This is a genomic window from Streptomyces sp. A5-4 (assembly GCF_051131715.1).
Lineage (GTDB): Bacteria > Actinomycetota > Actinomycetes > Streptomycetales > Streptomycetaceae > Streptomyces.
Genome location: NZ_CP178591.1, coordinates 2,997,503 through 3,020,184, shown reverse-complemented (window position 1 = coordinate 3,020,184; position 22,682 = coordinate 2,997,503). Strand labels below are relative to the sequence as shown.

The window sequence follows — 22,682 nt, the reverse complement described above, 5'->3', positions numbered from 1 at the left end:
ACCGGTGGACGAGATGAGCCGTCCGAAAGGAGGCGTTTGCGAATGAAGTCGTCCCACCTGGTGGACTCCGAGGAGCCCACCCAGCAGCCGGCGGACATCGTCGTCCTCGACGGGCAGAGCCTCCCGGTCGGCGATGTCGTCCGCCTCGCGCACGGCGCCGCCCGTCCCGTCCCCGCCGCCGTGGCCATGAAACGCGTCGAGGAGTCCTGGCACGCCGCCCGCGAGCTCGCCGCCTCCGGCCGGGTCTACGGCCGCTCCACCGGAGTCGGCGCCAACCGCTCCGAGACCGTCCCCACCGGGGCCGCCGCCGATCACGGCCTGCGCCTGCTGCGCAGCCACGCCGGAGCCATCGGTAACCAGCTGCCCGCCCGCGAGGTCCGCGCGATGCTCGTCGTCCGCGCCAACCAGCTCCTCGCCGGTGGCGCGGGCCTGCGCCCCACCGTCGTCACCGCCCTGTGCGAGGCCCTGGAGTCCGGCGCGTACCCCGTCGTCAACGAATACGGCTCGGTCGGTACGGGCGACATCGCCGCCCTCTCCCAGCTGGGCCTCGCCCTCGCCGGCGAACACCCCTGGCAGGGCGGTACGCCGCCGGGGGCGCAGGCACTCGACAACAATGACGCCCTCGCGATGATCAGCAGCAACGCACTCACCCTGGGCCAGTCCGCGCTCGCCCTGGACGAGCTGCGCCGCCTGGTGACCGCGACCCAGGTCGTCGGGGCGCTCTCACTGCTCGCCGTCGACGGCAGCTACGAGGCGTACGCCGAGCCGGTGCACGCGGCCCGGCCGCACCCAGGATCGTACGCGGTCGCCACCACCATGCGCCGCCTGCTCGGCGCCCCCGAGCGGCCCACACCGCCGCTGGGCCGCATCCAGGACCCGTACGGCTTCCGCTGTCTCCCGCAGATCCACGGGCCCGCACAGGACGCCGCCGACCTGCTGGAGCGCACCCTCGCCGTCGAGATCAACGCCGCCGCCGAGAACCCGCTCATCCGGGCCGACGACATGGCCGCCTACCACCACGGCGGCTTCTACATGGCCCAGCTCGCACTCGCCCTGGACCACTTCAGGCTCGCCATCGCCCAGACCGCCCGGCTGTCCACCTCCCGGCTCTCCGCGCTGAACGAGCCCGGCTTCACCCGCCTGCGCCCCTTCCTCGCCGACGGGGAGGCGGCCAGCTCGGGCGTGATGATCCTGGAGTACGCCGCCGGGGCCGCCCTCGGCGACCTGCGGGCCTTCTCCGCCCCCGCGTCGCTCGGCCACGCGGTGCTCTCCCGCGGCGTCGAGGAACAGGCCAGTTTCGCCTCCCTGGGGGCCCGTCAGACACTGCGGGCCTGCGACGCGTACCGTCACGTCGTCGGCTGTGAACTCGTCGCCGCCGTACGGGCTTTGCGCCAGCGCGACCTGCGGATCGACCCCGGTCTGCCGGTCGGCCTGGCCTTCGACCTGGCGGACGCGGCACTGGAGCCGGACGTCGCGGACCGCCCGCTCACCGATGATGTGAGGGTGGCGGCCGAGCTGCTCGACCGGTTCGCGGACCTTTAACGGACGACTTGCGGCGGATGACCGTCGATGAACGCATGGACCTTCGAGGGGATGGCATGAGCGACAGTCCTGCCGCACGGTTGCAGCAACTCTTCGAGGGGCACCGGCTCACCCCGACCCAGCGGCGCATCGCGCACTGCATGGTGCGCAAGGCCGCCGATGTGCCGTTCCTGTCGAGTGTGGAGCTCGCCGAGCTGGCCGGTGTCAGCCAGCCGTCCGTCACCCGGTTCGCCGTCGCGCTGGGCTTCGACGGCTATCCGGCGCTGCGCAAGCACCTGCGGGAGGTCGCGCCGACCGGCCCCTCGGGCGGCGAGGACACGTACAACGAGTACCAGCAGGCGGTCCAGGCCGAGATCGAGAACCTCCGCCACCTCGCGGAGCTGCTCGCCGACCCGCGCCCCGTCGAGCAGGCGGGCCGGCTGCTCGCCGCGTCCCGCCCGCTGCCCGTGCTCGGGCTGCGCGCCGCCTCCTCGCAGGCCCGTGGCTTCGCGTACTTCGCCGCGAAGGTCCACCCGGACGTACGCCTCCTCGACGAGGGCGGCACGATGCTCGCCGACCGCATCGACGCGGCCCGCCGCGCGGGCGCGAGCGCCCTGCTGTGCTTCGCGCTGCCCCGGCACCCCAAGGAGGTGCTCGAAGCCCTGGCGTACGCCAGGGAACAGGGCCTGGCCGTGGTCACGGTCGCCGACTCCGCGTTCGCCCCGGTCGCCGGGTACAGCGACCTGCTGATCCCGGCGGCGGTCGGCACCGGCCTCGCCTTCGACACCGCGTGCGCGCCGATGCTGCTGGGCCGCGTCCTGCTGGAGGCGATGTGCGACGACCTGCCGGACGCGCAGGCGCGCCTTGAGGAGTTCGACGCGAAGGCGGCGGCGCGGGGCCTGTTCGTGGAGTAGGGCGTACGGCGGAGTGCGCATCCGCGGCGAAGCCGACCAGTAGGGTGCGCCGAGTGACTAGAGCTTCCCGATCCCCGCGTAATTTCCGCCTGATCGTCACGGGGGGAGGCACCGGGGGCCATACCTATCCCGCCCTGACCGCGATTCGCACGTTGCAGGGACGGCTGGCAGCAGACGGCGGGACGCTCGATGTGCTGTGGATCGGAACGGCGGAGGGCCTGGAGGCGCGCGTCGCACCGGCCGAAGGCATCGCGTTCGCCACGGTCGCCACCGGCAAGGTCCGCCGCTCCAGCAACCCGCTCAAGATGGTGTCGCCCGCGAATGTGCGCGACATGGCGCGCGTCCCTCTCGGCGTCGCGCAAGCGCGGAAGATCGTTGCCGACTTCCGGCCCGACGTCGTGTTCGCCACCGGCGGGTACGTGGCCGTCCCCGCCGGTCTGGCCGCCCGCTTGTGCCGCCGCCCGCTCGTGCTGCATGAACAGACCGTGCGTCTGGGCTTGGCCAACCGGAAGCTCGCGAGTTCGGCGACGCGCATCGCGGTCTCTTCGGAGTCGTCATTGCCGCTGCTGCCGGAGTCGGTGCGCGCCGCAGCGGTCGTCACCGGCAATCCGGTCCGCCCCGAGGTGCTGAGTGGGCACCCAGACAAGGCAGTTGAGGCTTTGGGCCTGCACGGCTTCGACCGGCGGCTGCCGACTGTGTACGTCACTGGCGGGGCCCAGGGATCCCAGCAGATCAACACCGTCGTCCGGGACGCGCTGCCATGGCTGCTTCAGCGCGCGAACGTGATCCATCAGTGCGGGCCGACGCATGTTGACGGTCTGAGCCGGCACGCGGCAGCCCTGCCTGCGGAGCTGTCGGGCCGGTACTACCTCGCGGGGTTCGTCAGCTCCGAGCTGCCCGACGTGCTGGCACTGGCCGACGTCGTGGTCTCCCGCAGCGGCGCCGGGACGCTCGCTGAACTGACCGCCCTCGGGAAACCCGCTGTGTTCATCCCGCTCGCCACCTCGGCCGGCAACGAACAGGCGCACAACGCCCGTCATCTGGAAGATGCGGGCGCTGCCATCGCACTGCTTGGTGAGGTCACCGCACAGGGTCTGACCGCCGCGCTCGACCCGCTCCTCACGGACCCCGTACGGCGAATGGCGATGGCGGAACGGGCCCGAGGCCAAGGAAGGCCGGACGCGGCAGACAGGCTGGTTGACGTGATCCTGTCCGCCGCCTCCGGCTGACCGGCGCGGGGCTATGGGAGGTGCTGGGGGGCGCCGTCCTTAATGAGGGTGACGACGGCGGCGAACGCGTCGGCGTCCTTGCCCCACGGGTCCGGGACGTCCCGGTCGCCCAGGTAGAGGCCGAGTTTCCGCGCGGCGCGCTCGTCGGCCAACTCCTGGAGGACTGTGAGGTTGTCGTCATCCATGGCAAGCACGACATCCGCCCAGTCCAGCAGGCCGGGGCTGATGTGTGTTCCGAGATGGGTGCTCAGGTCGTAGCCGTGAGCTGCCGCAGCGGTGACCATGACGGCGTGGGCGGGCTTTCCGACCCACTTGTCCCGGGTGCCGGCGGACCGCACTTCGACCCCGGCCCCGCCCATCTGGGCGAGGACGACGGACGCGAGGGGTGAGCGGCAGTGATTGCCGAGGCACACAGTCAGGATGCGCCGGGCCCGGGTAGTCATTGGGCCGATCCCGTCGCGGTGAGGATTTGCCTTAGCTCAGCGACGGCGCGTTCGACGTCGGTCTGCGCCATGTGCTGGTGGAAGGGCAGGGTCATGATCTCCCGGCCGATCTGTTCGGTTACCGGCAATGGCCGGTGCCAGGGGGAGAAGGCTGGTTGCAGGTGGTTGGGCGGGTAGTGCGTGCCCACCCCGATGCCCCGTGCGCGTAGCTCTCGGAACACCCGGTCGCGCTCGGCATGTACCCGCACCGCGCAGAGGTGGGGCACGGTGCGTTCCACGTCGACGTCGACCACGGTGACGCCGTCCACCTCGTGCAGGGCGTCGGCATACGCTCGCCAGAGCGCGCGGCGCTTGGCCTCGGCCTCGGGGAAGCGGGCGAGTTGGACGCTGCCGATCGCCGCGTTGAGAGACGACATCTGGACCCGCAGGCCGAACCCGCCCACGGTGTAGGAAGTTGTCTCCGCGCGCCATGCCGCGGGCTGCACGATGCCCAGGCCGCGCAGTCGCCGACAGGTGTCGGCCTCCTCCGGGGTTCGCGGAACGATCATGCCGCCCTGTCCACACGTGAGGTTCTTGATCGGCCCGAAGGAGAAGCAGGTCAGTGCACCCGTGGCGCCGACGCGCCGCGTTCCGGCACAGGACCCGAACGCGTGGGCGGCGTCCTCAATGATGGTGATGCCGCGCTTGGTGAGCAACGGTTGGACGTCGGTGAGGTCGACCGCCCGGCCGCCGTACAGCACAGGCATGACCGCGCTGGTGTCCGGCGTGATGGCATTGAGCACCTGACTGGCGTTGACGCACAGAGTCCGGGGGCTTACCTCGACAAACCGGGGCCGGGCTCCCGTGGCCAGAATCGCCTGGACGGTCGCGCAGAAGGTGAGGGACGGCACGATCACCTCGTGGCCCGGGCCGACACCGGCGGCGAGTAGGGCGACATGCAGTGCAGACGTGCCTGAAGCGACCGCGACCGTGCTGGAGACGCCGAGGAACTCGGCCACCGCGGTTTCGAACTGGTCGGTGACCTCCGTGTGTCCGTAGTGCCCGCTGCGCAGCGCCTCGCAGAGCGCGGCCTCTTCGGGACCGTAGAGGAAGGGGCGCGCGTGGTGGATCGTGCCCGCCACTGTGGGTGTTGTCATCGCCGCGCCTCCTCGGTCCGCAGGGTCTCGGTGTACTTGGTCAGGCACACGTCCGCCCGGTACTGGAGCCGGTTGTGGTCGACGTGCTTCTGGAACAGGCCGGCCATGAGCTGGCCGACATAGTCAGCGCCAGCCGCCTCGGCGGCGAGGAAGCCGCCAGCGACCCGGGCGTTCACCTCGGTCATGACCACACGGTTCGGGCCGCCCTCGGTGATGAAGCCCTGAGCGCAGCACGCCCCGGCTGCGCCGACGGCCACCAGAGTTGCCCTGACGCGTTCCTCGGTTTCCTGGTCGTGGAACGTGCGGCTGACCATGGCGAGCCCGCCCTTGACCAGCAGCCTGTACCGCAGGATCACTGACGCCCGGCCGGCCCGGTCGACCAGACAGTCTGCGGTGAACTCTGCTCCGGCGACCCGCTCTTGAATGATCGGGTCGGGCACAAGCTCGCACAGCACCCGTGCCTGCTCCCGGGTCCGGCAGACGTACACGTTCTGTGCGCCCTGCCCGCGTCGCGGTTTGACGACCAGCCCGTGACCGTCGGTGAGCCGGTCGATCTCGTCCGGCCGGACGGTTCGCGGCGTGGGGAGGTCGTGCTTGGCGAGCGCCGTGTGGAACGCGGCCTTGTCAGTGCAAGCTTCGACCGCCGCGGCGTCAGGCAGCCACGCCGTCACGCCGAGATCGGCCAAGGGGTAGCTCAGCGTGACGAGTTGGGGAAGCTCCTGCTCAACGTTCGACAGGACCGCGTCCGGCCGAAGTTCGGCGCAGAGGCGCAGCAGACCGGCGCGGTACCCCGCCTGATTGGCCGGCGTTGTGATGCGCGGGGTGACTTCCGGCAGGAGGAGGCCCGGAGCGTGTTGGCTGGAGTCTGTGGCGATGACGTGGCAGCCAAGCCTGATCAGGCTCCGGGCGAGATCGAAGCCGGGGGCCCCTCCGACGCCAGTCACGAGGATGCGCGGCGCTTGCGTCGTGAATTCAGTGGACACGAGGGGCCTCCGGGGTCGGTGCGGCGATCTCTGCGTTAGGCACTGGCGCGTGCGAGTCGCGCATCAGCGGAGCCCATCGGTCGGGATTGCGCCGGTACCACTCCACGGTCTCGGCGAGCCCTTCCTCGAAGTCCCGGGTGGGCTGGTAGCCGAGGCTGTCGGCGATCTTCTCCCAGACCATGGAGTACCGAATGTCGTTCGACCGCCGGTCGGGTACATGCGTGACTGAGTCCCACCCGGCGCCGCACATGCGCAGAAGGACATCGGTCAGTTCCCTGCCGGTGAAGTCCGTACCGCCGCCGATGTTGTAGACCTCGCCGGAGGTGCCGCCGCGCAACACCAGCTCGATCCCCGCGCAGTTGTCCTCGACGTGCAGCCAGTTGCGTACATGTTGGCCCTGGCCGTGGAGCGTCACCGGCCGGCCTCGGAGGAGTCGGGTGGAGAACAGGGGGATGATCTTCTCGGGGTGCTGGTACGGCCCGTAGTTGTTCGAGCTGCGCGTGACGCACACCGGGACGCCGTAGGTGTGGAAGTAGCTCAGCGCTACGACATCACTGGCAGCTTTCGACGCGGCGTAAGGGACGGTGGGGCGGAGCGGGTTGTCTTCCGTGGCGGACCCCTCTGCGAGCGGGCCGTAAACCTCATCGGTTGAGACGTGCACGAAGCGCTGGATCTCGTGACGCATGGCGGCGTCCGCGAGGGTCTGTGTGCCGAGCACGTTCGTGGACAGGAAGGCGCCGACGGCGAAGAGCGACCGGTCCACGTGGGACTCTGCGGCGAAGTGGACGACTGCCGTGCTCTCCCGCATCAATTCGTCCACGAGGTCGGCGTCGAGGATGTTCCCGTGGACGAACCGCAGCTTCGGGTTGAGGAACGCCTCACCCAGGTTCTCCATGTGCCCCGCGTAGGTGAGGGCATCGAGCACGATCACCTCGGCCACGTCGTCCGCGCGCAGGATGCGCTTGACGAAGTGTGAGCCGATGAATCCGGCGCCGCCTGTAACGAGCAACTTCACGATTGCCTCCGATAGGAGTGCGAGCAGCGAAACGGCTGGTTACGCCGCCCGTCTGCAGGGACCACCGTGGCGGTGCTGCTGGCTTGGCGGCAGTGACTGCGGGCGGTTCCGCACACGGTGTGCCGAACCGGCACACGGTGTGCCTCCGCGCGCCCTATCGCCCCGTCAGGGAACGGCGCTAGCGTCATGCCTCCCGTCGGCGCGCAGGAGACACCTATGGGTCAGACCATGGAATCGGAAGACTTCGGCGCCGTCATCCGCGGAGCCCGCGGTTCGGCCAGGCTTACGCAGGCGCAGTTGGGCACGAGGTGCGGCTACTCGGCCTCGGCGATTTCCCGGATTGAGTCCAACAAGCTGCGGCCGGACTGCTCGGCCGTGGTGCGCATGGCCGAGGCATTGGGCATCCCACCCGAGCGCCTGCGCGGTTCCGCTGGGCCGAATCGGCCGGCGGTCGCTACGGTGGCGGTCGGGTGGCCGATGGACGAGGAGGATGCGGTGCGTCGTAGGGAACTGCTGACCGGGGCGCTTGCCGCTGGGGCGACGTCCATCGTAGGAGTGGGTACGGCGTCGGCTGCCGCGTCCGGACGCCCGGCTGCCGGCCTGGAAGACGTCCTGTTCCGGCTTCCGGCTGCCGAGCCGGTGCCGCTGTCGCTCCTCACTACCCGGACGGCCCTGGCGCGACGGGCCTTCCGCGCGGCCCGCTACACCGATCTCGGTCATACACTGCCGGGTCTGCTCGGTGCCGCAGAGGCGACCCGGGATGCTGCGACCGGTCGGGCGCGACAACACGCGTCCGCAGTACTGGCCCGGGCCTACGTATTGACGGCGGAACTGGCTGCCAAGCAGCATTCTGAGGCGGCGTGGGTCGCTGCTGACCGGGCGCTTTCCGCCGCGCGGGCCAGCGGGACACCGGTGCCGGTCGGGGAGGCTTCCCGAGTGTTGGCGATCACGATGCGTCGCTCCGGCAGGTGGGCATCCGCAGTCCACCTCCTCACCCGTGAGGCGGCTGACTTGGACTCTGGCGAAGAACGCACTGCAGCCGTACGGGCCACGCTGCTACTGACCGCCGCGTACTCGGCGGCTTCCGGCGGAAACCGTTCGGCGGCGCTGGCCCTGCTCGATGAGGTAGAGGGAGACGTCGAGCGTCTGCCCGAGGTCTCGGGGCTGTTCACCGTGGAGGCAACCAGGGCCCAGGTCGACGTCTACCGCATCGGCGTCCTCAACGTGCTCGGAACGCCGGATGAGGGGGTGAGGATCGCGGCCGGGCTGAACATCGGCTTCATGTCTTCGCCTGAGCGCAGGGCCCGGGCCTGGACGGACACCGCCCGCATGTGGCACGCCCTGGGCGATGGGCGTCGAACCTTCGCTGCGCTGCGGCATGTGGAACAGGAAGCGCCGCAAGAGGTACGGAGGCCCGCCCTGCGGGCGCTGACGTCGGATCTGCTGTACGGGCCCGCGCGCGTGGACGGACTGCGGGAGTTCGCTGTTCGTACCGGGGCGTTGGCTGCCTGAACGCGCGTGTCCGCCCGAAGCTACGCCGGAACGGCTCCCGCTTCAGGTGCGCGGGATGGGTGCTTCGTGTGGTGGGTCTCCCACGCCTGTTCCTGGCGGCACGGCCCGCAGTGCGTCTCGTCGACCAGCGGCCGGAAGACGTGCTCCGGGCCGGGGCCCTCGCAGGTGGAGAGGTGTCGGGGTGGGGGCGCGTCGGGCGGCCGGGGTACGGAGGCCGCGCGCTCCTGCGGTACCTCCGGCATCTTCTCGGTCAGCCGGTGCCGCAGGAACCCGACTGCGGTACGTACGCCGCTCGGCGGGAGTGCGCTGGTCAGGGCGTGGTGCAGGTCCGCCGGGCTGATGCCTCTGCGCAGCCAGTCGGCGGCCTTCTCGGAGAGCGTGCGCGCCTCGACCTCACCCAGGTGCAGTTCGCGGCGGGTGTGCCGAAGCGACAGCAACACGTGCTCTGCGGCGGTGCGTTCGGGGGTCCAGTGCCGGTTCCGGTGACTCTTCGGGCCCGTGCGCTTGGGTGGGCGGGTGGGGAGTGTTCTTCTCCCCGTTCTTGTCTGCGGGTGGATAACCACCGACCACCCGACACGTCGGTTCACCGACCGTCCGCATGTGCGTACTCGGTACGTCGCCGTCGCGGATGCCCGTCGCCGCCTCGGGGGTGAGATGGACGTTGGCGAGGAGCTGGTCGGTGACCCACCGGCCCCGCTCGTCCTGGTGACGCCACTCGTGCAAGAAGCCGCAGGCGGTGAGGAGTTGCTTGACCTTCTGATACGCCCGGCCCTTGATGCCGAGGCGTTCGGCGTGCGCGCTGAGGGGCCTGGTGGTCGAGCCCTCGGGGAGCCCCTGCACGTACACCAGGAGAATCTTGGCGTCGCTGTTGAGACGGGGGTGTTGCACCACGTCGTGGGAAGCCTTCGTGTAGCGCCGAAGGGGCGCGATAGCATGCCGGAGCATCCTCGGGGATCTCTCTTGTCCTCGATGGTGAAGGTCCTCGGATGGTGTTCGTAGCACCGCCGGGGACCGCCCCGCGTTCAGGTGAACACGAAGCGTGATGTCGCGGTCACCGTACATCACCCCCAGCAACTTCCGCATATAGACAGCGAAATGCCCCCACCGGTGTTCAACGGGTGAGGGCACTGCGCGCCGTGCGGGTCAGGCGCGGGCGTACGAGACGAACGTGGCCCAGGGCCCGGGGGCGACCGCGAGCTGTGGGCCTTCGGTGACCTTGGAGTCGCGGATGTGGATGGTGGTGGGGTGCGCGGCCACCTCGACGCACTCGCAGCCCTCGCCGCCGCTGCGGGTGGACTTGCGCCAGTGGTGGGCGACTTCGAGGCATTCGCCGCCTTCACCAGTGCTGTAGCTGGACTTGAACCAAGTGAGCTCTTCGGTGTTCATTGATCTCCCAGCATCTTCTCGATCAGTTCCAGCGAGTCGCGTGGCGTACGAGCCTGAGCCCGGATGATCCCATAGCGGTCGGCGAATGCGCGGACTTCTTCCCCGTCCGTGATCAACCGTGGATGCCCGTAGACCTCGGTGTACGACACCTGCTGGCGGCCTTTGGGGGTCAGCAAGGTGAACGACCCGTCCAGGCTTGAGTGTTCCTCAAGTGCCGTGGGCATTACCTGGATTTCTACCGTCCGGAGCCGACCCAGCCGTAGGAGCTGCCGCAACTGTCCCTGGTGGACGGCCCGCCCGCCGATCGGGCGGTGTAATACGGCCTCCTCCATAACGTAGCTGAGGGTCGGGGAAGGCCATTGCTCAAGAATCTGTTGGCGGGCCAGCCGGTCGGTCACCCGCTTGTCGACCGTTTCTTCGCTCAACAGCGGACGGCGCTGGGAGAAGATGGCCCTGGCGTAGTCCTCGGTCTGGAGCAGGCCGTGCACGACGTGATTTGTGTAGTGGTGCAGCTCAACCGCCTCCGCCTCCAGCTTCGCGTAATTCCGGTACCAGTCCGGGTGCCGCGTACGCGACCTCGCCTGCGCCTCCCGTACGTCCGGGATCGCCGCCCGCAGTACTCCGCCCGCCTTCAGCGCGTCGTCCGCGACTTCCAGGAACTCGGGCTGCGGTGTCCGTACGCCCCGTTCCATCGCGGAGACGAGGTCGAGGCCGCAGTGTGTGGCCGCCGCCAACTCCTTCTGGCTCATGGCGAGGTTGTCGCGGAGCACCTTGATCTGTTTGCCGATCGCGCGGAACAGGTGCGCGGTCCCGTCCGCCTCGGAGGGCAGCTCGGGGCGAGCTTCCTGGTTCTCGGGGTCCGTCATCCGTACCGCCCTCCCGGTCACGGCCGACGTGCCGTACAGCATGCCGTCCGTATCCGTACAGTTACCCAGCGTCCAACCGTTACTCCTGGTCAGGGTAAGGTCGGGCGGCCACGCTCTGTCACATGAATGCCGAAATCACCTCTGTCGCAGCCGAGTTCGTCCAGCGCTTCAGCTCCACCCGCCGGGGTGCGCGGCTGGCGCGGATGCTCGCCCTCCACCAGCTCGACGCGTGGGGTGTGCCGTTCGGTACCACTCCCTCTGACACCGCCGCCCAGATCGTCGCCGAGCTGGCCGCGAACGCGGTGACGCACGGGCATGTACCGGGACGGGACTTCGAGCTGCGGCTCGTACTGCTCCGGGGGGACCGGGTCCGTATCGAAGTCGCGGACGCCCGGGGCGAGCGCCGGCCGCGACCGCGCGTACCGCAGGACGGCGTCGAGGAGGGCGGACGCGGGCTGCTGCTGGTGGAGGCGCTGGCGGAGGCCTGGGGTGTGACGGGACGTGACGTCGGCAAGGTGGTGTGGGCGGACATCAGCGTGCGGTGAGCGACAGCGAAGGCCACCGTCCTCGTTCCGCCCTGGCGCAAGGCGAACCGGTCACAACAACAGCGCCCCGCCTCACTCCTCGCCGCGCGTCCTCATCACCGCCTTGTTGAGCGCCCACAGGCCGATGCCGATCACCAGCAGCACGCCCGCCCGGATGTAGACGTCCGCCGGCCGGTCCGCGAGGGGGCTGGCCAGGATCAGGGCGGTGATCGCGCCGAGCACGGGAAGGACCGTCGGCGTACGGAAGTGCTTGTGCTCCACCCGGTCCTTTCGCAGGACCAGCACGGCCACGTTCACCACGGCGAAGACACACAGCAGCAGGAACGACGTGGTGTCGCCGAGGCCCTCGATCTCGCCCGTCGACACCAGGCCGACCGCGAGCAGCGAGACGAAGACGATGCCGACGATGGGCGTACGGCGTCCGGACAGAACGCGGCCCATGGCGCGCGGCAGGATACGTTCGTTCGCCATGCCGTAGCAGAGCCGCGAGGCCATCATGATGTTGATCAGCGCGGAGTTGGTCACGGCGAACAGCGCGATCAGCGCGAAGAGCTTGGGCGGGAAGTCGATGCCGCCCGCCTTGACCACTTCCAGGAGCGGGCCGCTGGAGCCGGACAGCGTCTTGCTGTCGACCAGCAGCGAGGAGATCAGGGCGACCAGCACATAGATGGTGCCGGTGACCGCGACCCCGATGAAGATCGCGCGGGGGAAGGTGCGCTGCGGGTCCTTGGTCTCCTCGGCCATGTTGACCGAGTCCTCGAAGCCCACGAACGCGAAGAACCCGAGCGCGGTGGCGCCGAGCACGCTCGTCATCAGGGCGAAACCGGTGCCGCTCGCCTCGAACTCGCCGAGCCGCGACGCGTCCCCGTCGCCCGACATGACGGCGTACGCGCCGATCACCAGGATCACCAGCAGACCGCTCAGCTCGACGACCGTCAGGACCACATTGGTCTTCACGGACTCCGAGACGCCGCGCAGATTGAGCGCCGCGAGGGCGAGGATGAACAGGATCGCGACGAGGGTCGGCGGTACGGCGTCGGTGAACTCCGCCAGATAGTCGCCGCTGAAGGCGCGGGCCGCGGCGCTCGCCGACGACAGGCCCGAGCACATCACCATGAAGGCGATGATGAAGGTGAAGTACGGGACCTTGAACGCCTTCTGGGTATAGAGCGCGGCGCCGGCCGCCTTCGGGTACTTGCCGACCAGCTCGACATAGGACGCCGCCGTCAGGATCGCCACGACAAAACCGATCGCGAACGGCAGCCACAGGGCGCCGCCGACCTTCCCCGCCACCTTGCCGGTCGTGGCGTAGATGCCGGTGCCCAGGATGTCGCCGATCACGAAAAGCAGCAGCAGCCTGGGGCCCAGGACGCGCTTGAGCGGTGACCCGTCGGCGGGTGGGCCGGCGGTGGGCGTGGTGTCGGTTGCGGACATGGAACCTCCCCCGAGATCGATTGCGATGGTTCTGCCCGGTGGGGCGCGTGTGATGCGTGCCCGTGCGGGTGGTGTCAGATGTAACGCCGCAGGAGCGCGTCGGGCTGCGCCCCACCGGACTCGGCGACGATCTCGTCGAGGGTCTGCGGTGTCCTCACAACGCTGAAGCGCACCCCGCCGGGGGTGACGGTGAAGCCGTAAATGCCGGGCCGGGCAAGGCTGTTGTACGTGTAGTGCGCGGCCAGGTAGTACGCGCCGGTGTCCAGCGCCGCCACGTGATCGCCCTGTTCGAGGAGCGGGAGCGGGCGGTTCTCGGCGAGCAGGTCGCCCGCGAAGCAGGCCGGTCCCGCCACGTCCTGGGCGACGGCCGGGCCCGGCTTGGGGCGGCCCCTCGCGTCGTACGCGGCGATGCGCAGCGGCCAGGAGACGGGGTCGTAGACGGTGCGCGTCGCGATCTGGACGCCCGCGTGGGTCAGGGCGATGGGGCGGCCCCCGGAGGTCTTCGCGTACTCGACGCGGGTCAGTACGGTGCCCTGCTTGGCGAGCAGTGAGCGGCCGAACTCGGTGACCAGGCCGTAGCGCCCGTCGAGCAGACCGGGGACCTGCTCCTTCAGCAGCCGGGCGTAGTCGGCGAAGGTTGGGGTCTCGGCGTCGGACAGCAGATTCACCGGCAGGCCGCCGCCGATGTCGACGGTGTCGATCTGCTGCCGGCCCGCCGCCGTGTTGATCTCCTCGGCGAGCGCGTAGGCCGCCGCCACACCCCGGGCCATCAGCTCCAGCGGCAGGCCCTGCGAGCCGGAGTGGGTGTGCAGCCGGGTCATCCAGGGGCGGTCCAGATAGGCGCGGACGACCCATTCGCGGGCGCCGGGATCACGCAGCGCCACCCCGAACTTCGAGGTGGCGGTGGCGGTGGACAGCGCGCCGATGGAGCCGCCGCCGATCTGCGCGTTGACGCGCAGGCCGATGGGGGAGGTGGTGGGGGCGGATCGGGTCATGGCGTCGATGCGCGCGAGCTCCTGGGCGTTGTCCGCGTTGACCGCGATGCCCAGGGCCAGTGCCTCGCGCAGCTCGGCGGGGGTCTTGGCGGGGGAGTCCAGGACGGTGTGTTCCGGGCGGACGCCGGCGGCGCGGGCCAGGGCCAGCTCGCCGGGGCTCGCCACCTCGGCGCCGATGCCCCCGTGCTCGTACAGCAGCCGTAGGACGGGGACCAGCGGTGTCGCCTTCACGGCGAAGGCGTGCAGGACCGGGGTGCCGGGCGGGGTGACCTCGGCGAAGGCGGCGCGCAGCGCGGCGGCGGCGGTGCGGATGCCGGTGATGTCGAGCAGGCCCACGACGGGGTGGCCGGGGCCGGTGATGCCCTGCTCGACCGCGGCCCGTACGGCCTGCTCGCGCCGGTCGGCGGGGCTGAGGGCCGCGCCGGGGCCGGTGTCGACGGGGGATGGGATGACGATGGTGGGGCTCGTGTCCGGGCCGTTCTCCGAAGGCATGTGATCCAGCCAACCATCCGCCGCGCCGCGACGCGGAGGGGCGGGTGTATTGACTAGTTCTATTCACCTGGTCAGGATGTGAATAGACAATGCAATAGTCGTCACGCGAGGAGGCACACACCATGTCAGGACCCCGACCCGTACGGGCGCCGCGCGGTACGGAGCTGAGCGCCCTGGGATGGCAGCAGGAAGCCGCCCTGCGCATGCTCCAGAACAACCTCGACCCCGAGGTCGCCGAGCACCCCGACAAGCTCGTCGTCTACGGCGGCACGGGCAAGGCGGCCCGGGACTGGCGCTCTTTCGACGCGATGGTGCGCACCCTGACGACCCTGAAGCAGGACGAGACGATGCTCGTCCAGTCCGGGCGCCCGGTCGGCGTGATGCAGACCCACGAGTGGGCGCCGCGCGTGCTCATCGCCAACTCCAACCTGGTCGGCGACTGGGCCAACTGGGAGGAGTTCCGGCGCCTGGAGCAGCTCGGGCTCACCATGTACGGCCAGATGACCGCCGGATCGTGGATCTACATCGGCACCCAGGGCATCCTCCAGGGCACGTACGAGACCTTCGCCGCCGTCGCCGCCAAGAAGTTCAACGGCACCCTCGCGGGCACCATCACGCTGACCGCGGGCCTGGGCGGCATGGGCGGCGCCCAGCCGCTCGCCGTGACCATGAACGACGGCGTCGCCATCTGTATCGACGTCGACCCGCGCGCCATCGACCGCCGCATCGAGCACCGCTACCTGGACGTCAAGGCCGACAACCTGGAGCACGCGCTCCAGCTCGCCGTCGAGGCCCGCGACGCCCGCAAGCCGCTCTCCATCGGCCTCCTCGGCAACGCCGCCGAGCTGCTGCCGCGGATGCTCGCCGAAGGCGCCCCGATCGACATCGTGACCGACCAGACCTCCGCGCACGACCCGCTCGCCTACCTGCCGCTGGGCATGGACTTCGACGACATGGAGGCGTACGCCACCGAGAAGCCCGCCGACTTCACCCTGCGCGCCCGCGAGTCCATGGCCAGGCACGTCGAGGCCATGGTCGGCTTCATGGACGCCGGCGCCGAGGTCTTCGACTACGGGAACTCGATCCGCGGCGAGGCCCGACTGGCGGGCTACGACCGGGCGTTCGACTTTCCGGGCTTCGTCCCCGCGTACATCCGCCCGCTCTTCTGCGAGGGCAGGGGCCCGTTCCGCTGGGCGGCCCTCTCCGGCGAGGCGTCGGACATCCACAAGACGGACCAGGCGCTCCTCAAGCTCTTCCCCAAGGACGACTCCGCGCAGAACGCCTCGCTGCACCGCTGGATCAAGATGGCCGGCGAGCGCGTCCAGTTCCAGGGCCTGCCCGCCCGCATCTGCTGGCTCGGCCAGGGCGAGCGCGACAAGGCCGGGGCGCTCTTCAACGACATGGTCGCCGACGGCACCCTCGCCGCCCCGCTCGCCATCGGCCGCGACCACCTCGACTGCGGCTCGGTGGCGTCCCCGTACCGCGAGACCGAGGCCATGAAGGACGGCTCCGACGCGATCGCCGACTGGCCGCTCCTGAACGCCATGGTCAATGTGGCGTCCGGCGCGTCCTGGGTCTCCATCCACCACGGCGGCGGCGTCGGCATGGGCCGCTCCATCCACGCCGGCCAGGTCTCGGTCGCCGACGGCACCGAGCTCGCGGGCGAGAAGCTCCGCCGCGTCCTGACGAACGACCCGGGCATGGGCGTCATCCGGCACGTCGACGCGGGCTACGAGACCGCGGAGACGGTCGCCGCCGAGCGCGGCGTCCGCATCCCGATGCGCGAGGGCGACCAGGCGTGACCAAGAGCCAACCCCTCACCGATCCCACGGACACCGCCGCCGGGGCGTCCTTCCACGAGATGTGGCGGGACCTCCAGCCCATCGGCCGCCACCCCGGCAGCGGCGGCTACCGCCGCTACGCCTGGACCGCCGCCGACACCGACTGCCGGGCCTGGTTCAAGGCGCAGGCCGAGGCGCGCGGTCTCGCCTTCGAGCTCGACCGCAACGGCAACCAGTGGGCCTGGCTCGGCGACCCCCTCGCGGGAGACGCCGTCGTCACCGGCTCCCACCTGGACTCCGTCCCGGACGGCGGCGCCTTCGACGGGCCGCTCGGCGTCGTGTCCTCCTTCGCCGCCCTCGACGAACTCCGCCGCAGGGGAGCGGAGTTCACCCGGCCCCTGGCCATCACCAACTTCGGTGACGAGGAAGGCGCCCGCTTCGGACTCGCCTGCGTCGGGTCCCGGCTCGCCGCCGGACAGCTCACCGTCGACAAGGCGCACGAGCTGCGCGACGCCGACGGCGTGAGCCTCCCGGAGGCCATGGAACGCGCCGGGTACGACCCGGGCACCATCGGCCCCGACCCGGAGCGCCTCGCCCGGATCGGCGCGTTCGTCGAACTGCACGTCGAGCAGGGCAGGGCGCTGGACCTGTCCGGCGACCCGGTCGGCATCGCCTCCGCCATCTGGCCGCACGGCCGCTGGCGGTTCGACTTCCAGGGCGAGGCCAACCACGCGGGCACCACCCGTCTGGACGACCGCCGCGACCCGATGCTCACGTACGCCGCGACCGTCCTCGCGGCCCGGCAGCAGGCACGTCTCGCGGGCGCCCTGGCCACCTTCGGCAAGATCGCCGTGGAGCCGAACGGGGTCAACGCCATCCCCTCCCTCGTCCGTGGCTGGCTCGACTCCCGCGCCGCCGACCAGGGCACTCTCGACACCGTCATCGCCGGCATCGAGGCCGCGGCCCACGAGCACGCCGAGCGCGACGGCATCGACCTGCGCATCACCCGGGAGTCCTTCACCCCCGTGGTCGAGTTCGAGCACGCCCTGCGCGACGAGCTCGGCGCACTGCTCGGCGGCGCCATCCCCGTCCTCGGCACGGGCGCCGGACACGACGCGGGCATTTTGTCCGCTTCGGCCCCGACCGCCATGCTGTTCGTACGGAACCCCACGGGCATCTCGCACTCCCCGGCCGAGAACGCCGCCGAGGACGACTGCGTCGCGGGGGTCGTCGCGCTCGCCGACGTACTGGAGGGTCTCGCGTGCAGGTGACCTACTGGCTGGAGAACGCCTGGCTCGACACCTTCGTCGAGCCGGGCGTCGCCCTGGACGTGACCGACGGACGGATCACCGCCGTCCGCCGGGACGTGCACGCCCCACCGCCCGGCGCCACGGTCCTGCGCGGCCTGACCCTGCCGGGCCTGTCCAACGCCCACTCGCACGCCTTCCACCGCGCCCTGCGCTCCACGGTCCAGGTCGGCTCCGGCACCTTCTGGACCTGGCGCGAGGTCATGTACGGCGTCGCCTCCCGGCTCAACCCCGACACCTACTTCGCACTCGCCCGCGCCGTGTACGCCGAGATGGCGCTGGCCGGCATCACCTCCGTCGGCGAATTCCACTACCTCCATCACACGCCCGGCGGTACGCCCTACGACGACCCGAACGCGATGGGCGAGGCCCTGACCGCTGCCGCCGCCGAGGCGGGCATCCGCATCACCCTCCTCGACACCGCCTATCTGTCCGCCGGCTTCGGCGAGCGTCCCAACCAGCACCAGCAGCGCTTCTCCGACGGCACGGCCGCGGCCTGGGCCGAGCGCGCCTCCCTCCTCAAGGACAGTGACCACGTCCGCATCGGCGCGGCCATCCATTCCGTACGGGCCGTGCCCGCCGACCAGCTCGCGACGGTCGCGGAATGGGCGCGGGAGCGCGAGGCCCCGCTGCATGTGCACCTGTCCGAGCAGACCGCCGAGAATGACGCCTGCCAGGCCGCCCACGGCCGCACCCCGACCCAACTGCTCGCCGACCACGGGGTGCTCGGCCCGCGCACCACCGGCGTCCACAACACCCACCTCACCGACGAGGACATCGCCCTCATCGGCTCCACGTCCACCGGCACCTGCATGTGCCCCACGACGGAACGCGACCTGGCCGACGGCATCGGCCCCGCGGCCCGCCTCCAGCGCGCGGGCTCCCCGCTGTCCCTGGGCAGCGACAGCCACGCCGTGATCGACCTGCTCGAAGAGGCGCGCGCGATGGAGCTGAACGAACGCCTGCGTTCGCGCACCCGAGGCCACTGGACGGCGGCGGCCCTGCTGCGCGCCGCCTCGGCCGACGGCCACTCGGCGCTGGGCTGGCACGGCGCGGGCACCATCGAGACGGGCTCGCTCGCCGACCTCACGACGATCGCGCTGGACTCGGTCAGGACAGCGGGCCCGCTGCCCCGCCTGGGCGCCGAGACGGCCGTATTCGCGGCGTCGGCCGCGGACATCCGTCACACGGTCGTGGACGGCCGCCATGTGGTGCGCGACGGAGCGCACGCCCTGGTCCCCGACGTCCCGGCAGCTCTGACCGAGTCCATCGCCGCCGTACGCGCCGCACACGGCTGACCCGCCGCACACGGCTGAAAGTGAGCACTTCCACGATGACGACGACCACCGCCATCACCCACATCGCCAGTCTGGTCACCAACGACCCCTCCCTCGGTGACGGATCCCCCCTGGGCCTGATCCAGGACGCGGCCGTCGTCATCGACGGCGACCGCATCGGCTGGGTCGGTGAATCAAGCAAAGCACCCGCCACTGACAACACGGTCGACGCCGCCGGCCGGGCCGCGATCCCCGGCTTCGTCGACTCCCACTCCCACCTGGTCTTCGCGGGCGACCGCACCCAGGAGTTCAACGCCCGGATGTCGGGCCGCGCCTACTCCGCGGGCGGCATCCGCACCACGGTCGCCGCGACGCGCGCCGCCAGCGACGAGGAGCTGAGCGCCAACGTCGCGAAGTACCTCGCCGAGGCGCTCCGCCAGGGCACGACCACCCTCGAAACCAAGTCCGGCTACGGCCTGACCACGGCCGACGAGGCCCGCGCCCTGCGCATCGCAGCCACCCACACCGACGAGGTCACCTACCTCGGCGCGCACATCGTGGCGCCCGAGCTCGCCGACGACCCGGCGGCGTATGTCGCCCTGGTCACCGGCGAGATGCTCGACGCGTGCGCGCCGCACGCGCGGTGGATCGACGTCTTCTGCGAGAAGGGCGCCTTCGACGGCGACCAGGCGCGGGCGATCCTGACCGCGGGCCGGGCGAAGGGGCTGCACCCGCGCATCCACGCCAACCAGCTCTCGTACGGTCCCGGGGTGCAGCTCGCCGTCGAGCTGGACGCCGCGTCCGCCGACCACTGCACCCACCTCACCGACGCGGACGTCGACGCGCTCGCGAACAGCTCCACCGTCGCGACGCTGCTGCCGGGCGCGGAGTTCTCGACGCGGGCCGCGTGGCCCGACGCGCGGCGCGTCCTGGACGCCGGCGCCACCGTCGCGCTCTCCACCGACTGCAACCCCGGCTCGTCGTTCACCAGCTCGATGTCCTTCTGCATCGCCCTGGCGGTACGGGACATGGGGATGACTCCGGACGAGGCGCTCTGGGCGGCCACGGCGGGGGGCGCGGTCGCGCTGCGGCGAACGGATGTCGGGCGGATCAGCCCCGGGGCGCGGGCGGACCTGGTGCTGCTGGACGCGCCGTCCCACGTACACCTGGCCTACCGGCCGGGGGTTCCGCTGGTGTCCGCGGTGTGGCGGGGCGGCGAGCGGCGGGTCTGAGCGGGGGTGGGGGCGCCTGCGGCGGGCTTTCCCCGGGTAGGGGACAGCGCCGCAGGCAACCCGCACCGGCCACCCACCCACACCCACCACCCGCCCCGACCTTCGCCCCCACATCCCAGGACCTCCGTCCCTCATGAACCCCGTTTTCCGGGGTACGGGACAGAACATGCGCGAGGGCCTGCCCCGGATACCCCCCGGGACAGACCCTCGTTCAGCCGACGCGGCCACGTCGGCGCACCACGGCCGTGCTCATTCCTCGACGGTCAGGCCCTTCCGCAGCTTGCTCAGCGTCCGCGACAGCAGCCGCGAGACGTGCATCTGCGAGATGCCGAGCTCTTCGCCGATCTCCGACTGCGTCATGTTCGCGACGAAGCGCAGCGAGAGGATCTTGCGGTCGCGCGACGGCAGACCCGCGATCAGCGGCTTCAGGGACTCGACGTACTCGATGCCCTCCAGGCCGTTGTCCTCGTAGCCGATCCGGTCGGCCAGCGCGCCCTCGGAGTCGTCCTCCTCGGGCTGGGCGTCCAGCGAGCTCGCGGTGTACGCGTTGCTCGCGGCCATGCCCTCGACGACTTCTTCGTTCGTGATGCCGAGGCGCTCGGCGAGCTCGGCCACGGTCGGCGAGCGGTCGAGCTGCTGAGCGAGTTCGTCACCGGCCTTGGCGAGGTCCAGGCGCAGTTCCTGGAGGCGCCGCGGGACGCGCACCGACCAGGACGTGTCACGGAAGAAGCGCTTGATCTCGCCCACGATGGTCGGCATCGCGAAGGTCGGGAACTCGACGCCGCGGCTGAGCTCGAAGCGGTCGATCGCCTTGATCAGGCCGATGGTGCCGACCTGGATGATGTCTTCCATCGGTTCGCTGCGGGAGCGGAACCGGGAAGCCGCGAACTTGACCAGGGCCAGGTTCAGCTCGACCAGGGTGTTGCGGACGTATGAGTAGTCGTGCGTTCCCTCTTCGAGGGATTCGAGACGCTTGAACAGCGTCTTCGACAGGGCCCTGGCGTCCAGTGGCCCCACCTCGGCGTACGGCGGGATGTCCGGAAGCCCTTCGAGGCCCTCGATTCCGGTGTCGATCTGCTCGGACGGGGTAGTCGACGGCGCGGGGGGCGCGCTGGGCGTTCGCGGTTCGTCGAGCCGGGGTGACATGGTCTCCTCCATCGTTCTCGGCATGTGGCTGCCGATGCCAATACATCTGCTTGTGGGGTGTGCGGCGCCTCCAAGCCGATCGTGCTGGTTGTGTCCCTACTAGGCCTACCCGGTCTTGACCTGGAGTTGCAAGTCCGGTATGTCCTAATACGCCCACGTTGTATGGGTGTTCGGGTACCGGCCGACGTGGAGAAGGCGTAGGGTTCTGTGACGTTCAACATCAGCCACGACTGCGAAAAGAGACGAGCGGGCATGGATCGCGGGACGGTCGGCAGTGCGAACCGGGGTCGACTCCGGGTCGCCGTTCGGACCGAAGGACAGAGCGAGATCGTTACACCGGCGGGTGAGCTGGATCACCACACCGCCGAGCTGCTGCGTGAGCCCCTGGAGAATGCTCTGGAGGGCGGGCGTACGCGCCTGATCGTCGACTGTTCATCGCTCGACTTCTGTGACTCCACCGGGCTCAATGTGCTGCTCGGTGCTCGCCTCAAGGCCGAAGCGGCCGGAGGGGGAGTCCATCTGGCGGCGATGCAGCCGGTGGTGGCCAGAGTCTTCGAGATCACCGGGGCAGAGGCTGTCTTTACGGTGCACGAGTCCCTCGAAGCCGCGCTGGAGGACTGAGTCCGGGCCCTGCGCCCTTCCCTCGTTGCCCGCAGTACCCAGCGAGTTACCAGTGTCACGTGTTTCTCGCGGAGAAAAGTGGGTGTTCTCACGCCCCGGCAGGGCAGGAGATCTCTGACTGCCGAATCCCGGAGGCTGCGGAAGCCTCCGCCGTACCCCTGTTGAGTACCTGATGAATTGGCGAATCGGTGAGGTGAAGCGCTGATGAGCACCACCCGGCATCCACCGCCGGGCGACTTCGGCTCAGAGCCGGAAAGCCCCGGCTCCGCCTCTGCCGTGTCCGCCGCCGGGCGGCTACGCTCGCTGGCGTTGAGCAGTGCCAGCGGGATAGTTCCGCTCGCCCGTGATTTCACCCGCCAGGCGCTGTACGACTGGGGCTGGCTCCCCGCGGCGAACGCCGACCGCCGGGCCGCCGCCGAGGATGTCCTGCTGGTCGTCTCCGAGCTGGTCACCAATGCCTGTCTGCATGCCGAGGGCCCCGAGGCGCTGCGCGTCGCGTGCGACGGCAAAGTGCTGCGGCTCGAAGTGATCGACCGCAGCGGGGGCCAGCCGGCTCCCCGCACCCCGCACCGGGCCGGCCGGCCCGGTGGGCACGGCATGTTCATCGTTCAGCGGCTCTGCGTGGACTGGGGCGTCGTACGCCACTCCGAGAGCCCCGGCAAGACGGTCTGGGCGGAACTGGCCGCTCCCGCCTAAGGGCTTGCCGGGAAGCAACACGTTGATTCCCGGCAAGCCCTTAGCGAGGGCCCGCCCGGCCCGCCGGCCGGCCGCCCAGGGCCATCGGCCCAGCAACCGCACGGGGTTACCGGCGGTTAGCAATCAATTCAGCGCACGCCGATCCGGCGTG

The 22,682-nt window shown here is 70.5% G+C and carries 22 protein-coding genes; 11 read left to right on the top strand and 11 right to left on the bottom strand.

The features are described from left to right. The first annotated feature begins 42 nt into the window (after window positions 1-42). Genes ACLLJJ_RS13870 through ACLLJJ_RS13860 form a run of 3 tightly spaced genes read left to right on the top strand, consistent with a single transcriptional unit; the run spans window position 43 to window position 3,664 of the window. Window positions 43-1,542 carry an aromatic amino acid ammonia-lyase gene (locus tag ACLLJJ_RS13870; protein ID WP_434590564.1) on the top strand — a complete coding sequence of 500 codons (1,500 nt, stop codon included), beginning with the start codon at window positions 43-45 and terminating at the stop codon, window positions 1,540-1,542. Window positions 1,543-1,598: 56 nt separating this feature from the next. Then, window positions 1,599-2,435, top strand: coding sequence for a MurR/RpiR family transcriptional regulator (locus ACLLJJ_RS13865; RefSeq protein WP_434590561.1), 837 nt, complete (start codon window positions 1,599-1,601; stop codon window positions 2,433-2,435). A gap of 53 nt (window positions 2,436-2,488) precedes the next feature. Further along, entirely contained in the window at window positions 2,489-3,664 is a 1,176-nt protein-coding gene (locus ACLLJJ_RS13860) for a UDP-N-acetylglucosamine--N-acetylmuramyl-(pentapeptide) pyrophosphoryl-undecaprenol N-acetylglucosamine transferase (RefSeq protein ID WP_434590558.1), read from the top strand. An 11-nt stretch (window positions 3,665-3,675) separates the two neighbouring features. Here the strand turns inward: ACLLJJ_RS13860 and ACLLJJ_RS13855 are convergent, their stop codons facing one another. Genes ACLLJJ_RS13855 through rfbB form a run of 4 tightly spaced genes read right to left on the bottom strand, consistent with a single transcriptional unit; the run spans window position 3,676 to window position 7,241 of the window. Next, window positions 3,676-4,107 (bottom strand): low molecular weight protein-tyrosine-phosphatase, encoded by a 432-nt coding sequence (locus ACLLJJ_RS13855; RefSeq protein ID WP_434590556.1) that lies wholly within the window; start codon window positions 4,105-4,107, stop codon window positions 3,676-3,678. Then, window positions 4,104-5,243: a DegT/DnrJ/EryC1/StrS family aminotransferase gene (locus ACLLJJ_RS13850; protein WP_434590554.1), complete on the bottom strand. Its 1,140-nt coding sequence runs from the start codon at window positions 5,241-5,243 to the stop codon at window positions 4,104-4,106. Before ACLLJJ_RS13850 ends, ACLLJJ_RS13855 begins: the two co-directional genes overlap by 4 nt. Then, a complete protein-coding gene (locus ACLLJJ_RS13845) occupies window positions 5,240-6,226 on the bottom strand; it encodes an ATP-grasp domain-containing protein (RefSeq protein ID WP_434590551.1) in 987 nt (328 codons plus the stop codon). Before ACLLJJ_RS13845 ends, ACLLJJ_RS13850 begins: the two co-directional genes overlap by 4 nt. Further along, window positions 6,216-7,241: a dTDP-glucose 4,6-dehydratase gene (gene rfbB / locus ACLLJJ_RS13840; protein ID WP_434590548.1), complete on the bottom strand. Its 1,026-nt coding sequence runs from the start codon at window positions 7,239-7,241 to the stop codon at window positions 6,216-6,218. The genes ACLLJJ_RS13845 and rfbB overlap by 11 nt, the downstream gene beginning before the upstream one ends. Window positions 7,242-7,457: 216 nt before the next feature. Here rfbB and ACLLJJ_RS13835 point away from each other — a divergent pair, with 216 nt between their 5' ends. Beyond that, window positions 7,458-8,753, top strand: coding sequence for a helix-turn-helix domain-containing protein (locus ACLLJJ_RS13835; protein ID WP_434590546.1), 1,296 nt, complete (start codon window positions 7,458-7,460; stop codon window positions 8,751-8,753). Window positions 8,754-8,773: 20 nt separating this feature from the next. Here ACLLJJ_RS13835 and ACLLJJ_RS13830 read toward each other — a convergent pair whose 3' ends face one another. The 4 genes from ACLLJJ_RS13830 to ACLLJJ_RS13815 all read right to left on the bottom strand — a co-directional run bounded on the left by ACLLJJ_RS13830 (window position 8,774) and on the right by ACLLJJ_RS13815 (window position 11,005). Continuing rightward, window positions 8,774-9,193 carry a hypothetical protein gene (locus ACLLJJ_RS13830; protein ID WP_434590543.1) on the bottom strand — a complete coding sequence of 140 codons (420 nt, stop codon included), beginning with the start codon at window positions 9,191-9,193 and terminating at the stop codon, window positions 8,774-8,776. Further along, the gene (locus ACLLJJ_RS13825; protein WP_434590541.1) at window positions 9,147-9,641 is read right to left on the bottom strand and encodes a hypothetical protein; all 495 of its coding nucleotides are present in this window, start codon (window positions 9,639-9,641) and stop codon (window positions 9,147-9,149) included. Before ACLLJJ_RS13825 ends, ACLLJJ_RS13830 begins: the two co-directional genes overlap by 47 nt. Window positions 9,642-9,896: 255 nt before the next feature. After that, window positions 9,897-10,139, bottom strand: a complete 243-nt coding sequence (locus tag ACLLJJ_RS13820; RefSeq protein WP_434590539.1) for a DUF397 domain-containing protein — start codon at window positions 10,137-10,139, stop codon at window positions 9,897-9,899. Continuing rightward, window positions 10,136-11,005: a helix-turn-helix domain-containing protein gene (locus ACLLJJ_RS13815; RefSeq protein ID WP_434600408.1), complete on the bottom strand. Its 870-nt coding sequence runs from the start codon at window positions 11,003-11,005 to the stop codon at window positions 10,136-10,138. The genes ACLLJJ_RS13820 and ACLLJJ_RS13815 overlap by 4 nt, the downstream gene beginning before the upstream one ends. A 122-nt stretch (window positions 11,006-11,127) precedes the next feature. On the opposite strand from ACLLJJ_RS13815, the gene ACLLJJ_RS13810 reads away from it, so the two are divergent. Next, complete coding sequence (locus tag ACLLJJ_RS13810; protein ID WP_434590537.1) at window positions 11,128-11,550, top strand: ATP-binding protein; 423 nt, start codon at window positions 11,128-11,130, stop codon at window positions 11,548-11,550. Between the two features lie 72 nt (window positions 11,551-11,622). Here the strand turns inward: ACLLJJ_RS13810 and ACLLJJ_RS13805 are convergent, their stop codons facing one another. After that, the gene (locus ACLLJJ_RS13805) at window positions 11,623-12,984 is read right to left on the bottom strand and encodes an APC family permease (protein ID WP_434590535.1); all 1,362 of its coding nucleotides are present in this window, start codon (window positions 12,982-12,984) and stop codon (window positions 11,623-11,625) included. Window positions 12,985-13,058: 74 nt separating this feature from the next. After that, on the bottom strand, window positions 13,059-14,471 hold the full coding sequence (locus tag ACLLJJ_RS13800) for a diaminopimelate decarboxylase (RefSeq protein WP_434590533.1): 1,413 nt from the start codon (window positions 14,469-14,471) through the stop codon (window positions 13,059-13,061). Between the two features lie 122 nt (window positions 14,472-14,593). Between ACLLJJ_RS13800 and hutU the strand changes: the two genes are divergently transcribed. From hutU to hutI, 4 genes are read left to right on the top strand one after another with little or no spacing between them, the layout of a single operon-like run. Continuing rightward, window positions 14,594-16,273 carry a urocanate hydratase gene (hutU, locus tag ACLLJJ_RS13795; protein ID WP_434590530.1) on the top strand — a complete coding sequence of 560 codons (1,680 nt, stop codon included), beginning with the start codon at window positions 14,594-14,596 and terminating at the stop codon, window positions 16,271-16,273. A 59-nt stretch (window positions 16,274-16,332) separates the two neighbouring features. Next, window positions 16,333-17,523, top strand: a complete 1,191-nt coding sequence (locus ACLLJJ_RS13790; RefSeq protein ID WP_434600407.1) for an allantoate amidohydrolase — start codon at window positions 16,333-16,335, stop codon at window positions 17,521-17,523. After that, a complete protein-coding gene (locus tag ACLLJJ_RS13785; RefSeq protein WP_434590528.1) occupies window positions 17,514-18,857 on the top strand; it encodes a formimidoylglutamate deiminase in 1,344 nt (447 codons plus the stop codon). Before ACLLJJ_RS13790 ends, ACLLJJ_RS13785 begins: the two co-directional genes overlap by 10 nt. Window positions 18,858-18,892: 35 nt before the next feature. Continuing rightward, complete coding sequence (hutI, locus tag ACLLJJ_RS13780; protein ID WP_434590525.1) at window positions 18,893-20,068, top strand: imidazolonepropionase; 1,176 nt, start codon at window positions 18,893-18,895, stop codon at window positions 20,066-20,068. 249 nt (window positions 20,069-20,317) lie between these two features. Here hutI and ACLLJJ_RS13775 read toward each other — a convergent pair whose 3' ends face one another. After that, a complete protein-coding gene (locus ACLLJJ_RS13775; RefSeq protein ID WP_434590522.1) occupies window positions 20,318-21,214 on the bottom strand; it encodes an RNA polymerase sigma factor SigF in 897 nt (298 codons plus the stop codon). Between the two features lie 252 nt (window positions 21,215-21,466). On the opposite strand from ACLLJJ_RS13775, the gene ACLLJJ_RS13770 reads away from it, so the two are divergent. Together ACLLJJ_RS13770 and ACLLJJ_RS13765 are read left to right on the top strand one after the other, a co-directional pair. Then, window positions 21,467-21,835 (top strand): STAS domain-containing protein, encoded by a 369-nt coding sequence (locus tag ACLLJJ_RS13770; RefSeq protein ID WP_434590519.1) that lies wholly within the window; start codon window positions 21,467-21,469, stop codon window positions 21,833-21,835. 204 nt (window positions 21,836-22,039) lie between these two features. Further along, the gene (locus ACLLJJ_RS13765; protein ID WP_434590517.1) at window positions 22,040-22,531 is read left to right on the top strand and encodes an ATP-binding protein; all 492 of its coding nucleotides are present in this window, start codon (window positions 22,040-22,042) and stop codon (window positions 22,529-22,531) included. Window positions 22,532-22,682: the final 151 nt, after the last annotated feature.

Excerpts from the sequence above, each read along its gene's own strand:
- ACLLJJ_RS13790 (WP_434600407.1), top strand. The coding sequence starts at position 16,333 with ATGTGGCGGGACCTCCAGCCCATCGGCCGCCACCCCGGCAGCGGCGGC.
- ACLLJJ_RS13800 (WP_434590533.1), bottom strand. The coding sequence starts at position 14,471 with ATGCCTTCGGAGAACGGCCCGGACACGAGCCCCACCATCGTCATCCCA.
- ACLLJJ_RS13850 (WP_434590554.1), bottom strand. The coding sequence starts at position 5,243 with ATGACAACACCCACAGTGGCGGGCACGATCCACCACGCGCGCCCCTTC.
- hutI (WP_434590525.1), top strand. The coding sequence starts at position 18,893 with ATGACGACGACCACCGCCATCACCCACATCGCCAGTCTGGTCACCAAC.
- ACLLJJ_RS13765 (WP_434590517.1), top strand. The coding sequence starts at position 22,040 with ATGAGCACCACCCGGCATCCACCGCCGGGCGACTTCGGCTCAGAGCCG.
- ACLLJJ_RS13815 (WP_434600408.1), bottom strand. The coding sequence starts at position 11,005 with ATGACGGACCCCGAGAACCAGGAAGCTCGCCCCGAGCTGCCCTCCGAG.
- ACLLJJ_RS13870 (WP_434590564.1), top strand. The coding sequence starts at position 43 with ATGAAGTCGTCCCACCTGGTGGACTCCGAGGAGCCCACCCAGCAGCCG.
- ACLLJJ_RS13835 (WP_434590546.1), top strand. The coding sequence starts at position 7,458 with ATGGGTCAGACCATGGAATCGGAAGACTTCGGCGCCGTCATCCGCGGA.
- hutU (WP_434590530.1), top strand. The coding sequence starts at position 14,594 with ATGTCAGGACCCCGACCCGTACGGGCGCCGCGCGGTACGGAGCTGAGC.
- ACLLJJ_RS13805 (WP_434590535.1), bottom strand. The coding sequence starts at position 12,984 with ATGTCCGCAACCGACACCACGCCCACCGCCGGCCCACCCGCCGACGGG.
- ACLLJJ_RS13770 (WP_434590519.1), top strand. The coding sequence starts at position 21,467 with ATGGATCGCGGGACGGTCGGCAGTGCGAACCGGGGTCGACTCCGGGTC.
- ACLLJJ_RS13810 (WP_434590537.1), top strand. The coding sequence starts at position 11,128 with ATGAATGCCGAAATCACCTCTGTCGCAGCCGAGTTCGTCCAGCGCTTC.
- ACLLJJ_RS13820 (WP_434590539.1), bottom strand. The coding sequence starts at position 10,139 with ATGAACACCGAAGAGCTCACTTGGTTCAAGTCCAGCTACAGCACTGGT.
- ACLLJJ_RS13855 (WP_434590556.1), bottom strand. The coding sequence starts at position 4,107 with ATGACTACCCGGGCCCGGCGCATCCTGACTGTGTGCCTCGGCAATCAC.
- ACLLJJ_RS13865 (WP_434590561.1), top strand. The coding sequence starts at position 1,599 with ATGAGCGACAGTCCTGCCGCACGGTTGCAGCAACTCTTCGAGGGGCAC.
- ACLLJJ_RS13775 (WP_434590522.1), bottom strand. The coding sequence starts at position 21,214 with ATGTCACCCCGGCTCGACGAACCGCGAACGCCCAGCGCGCCCCCCGCG.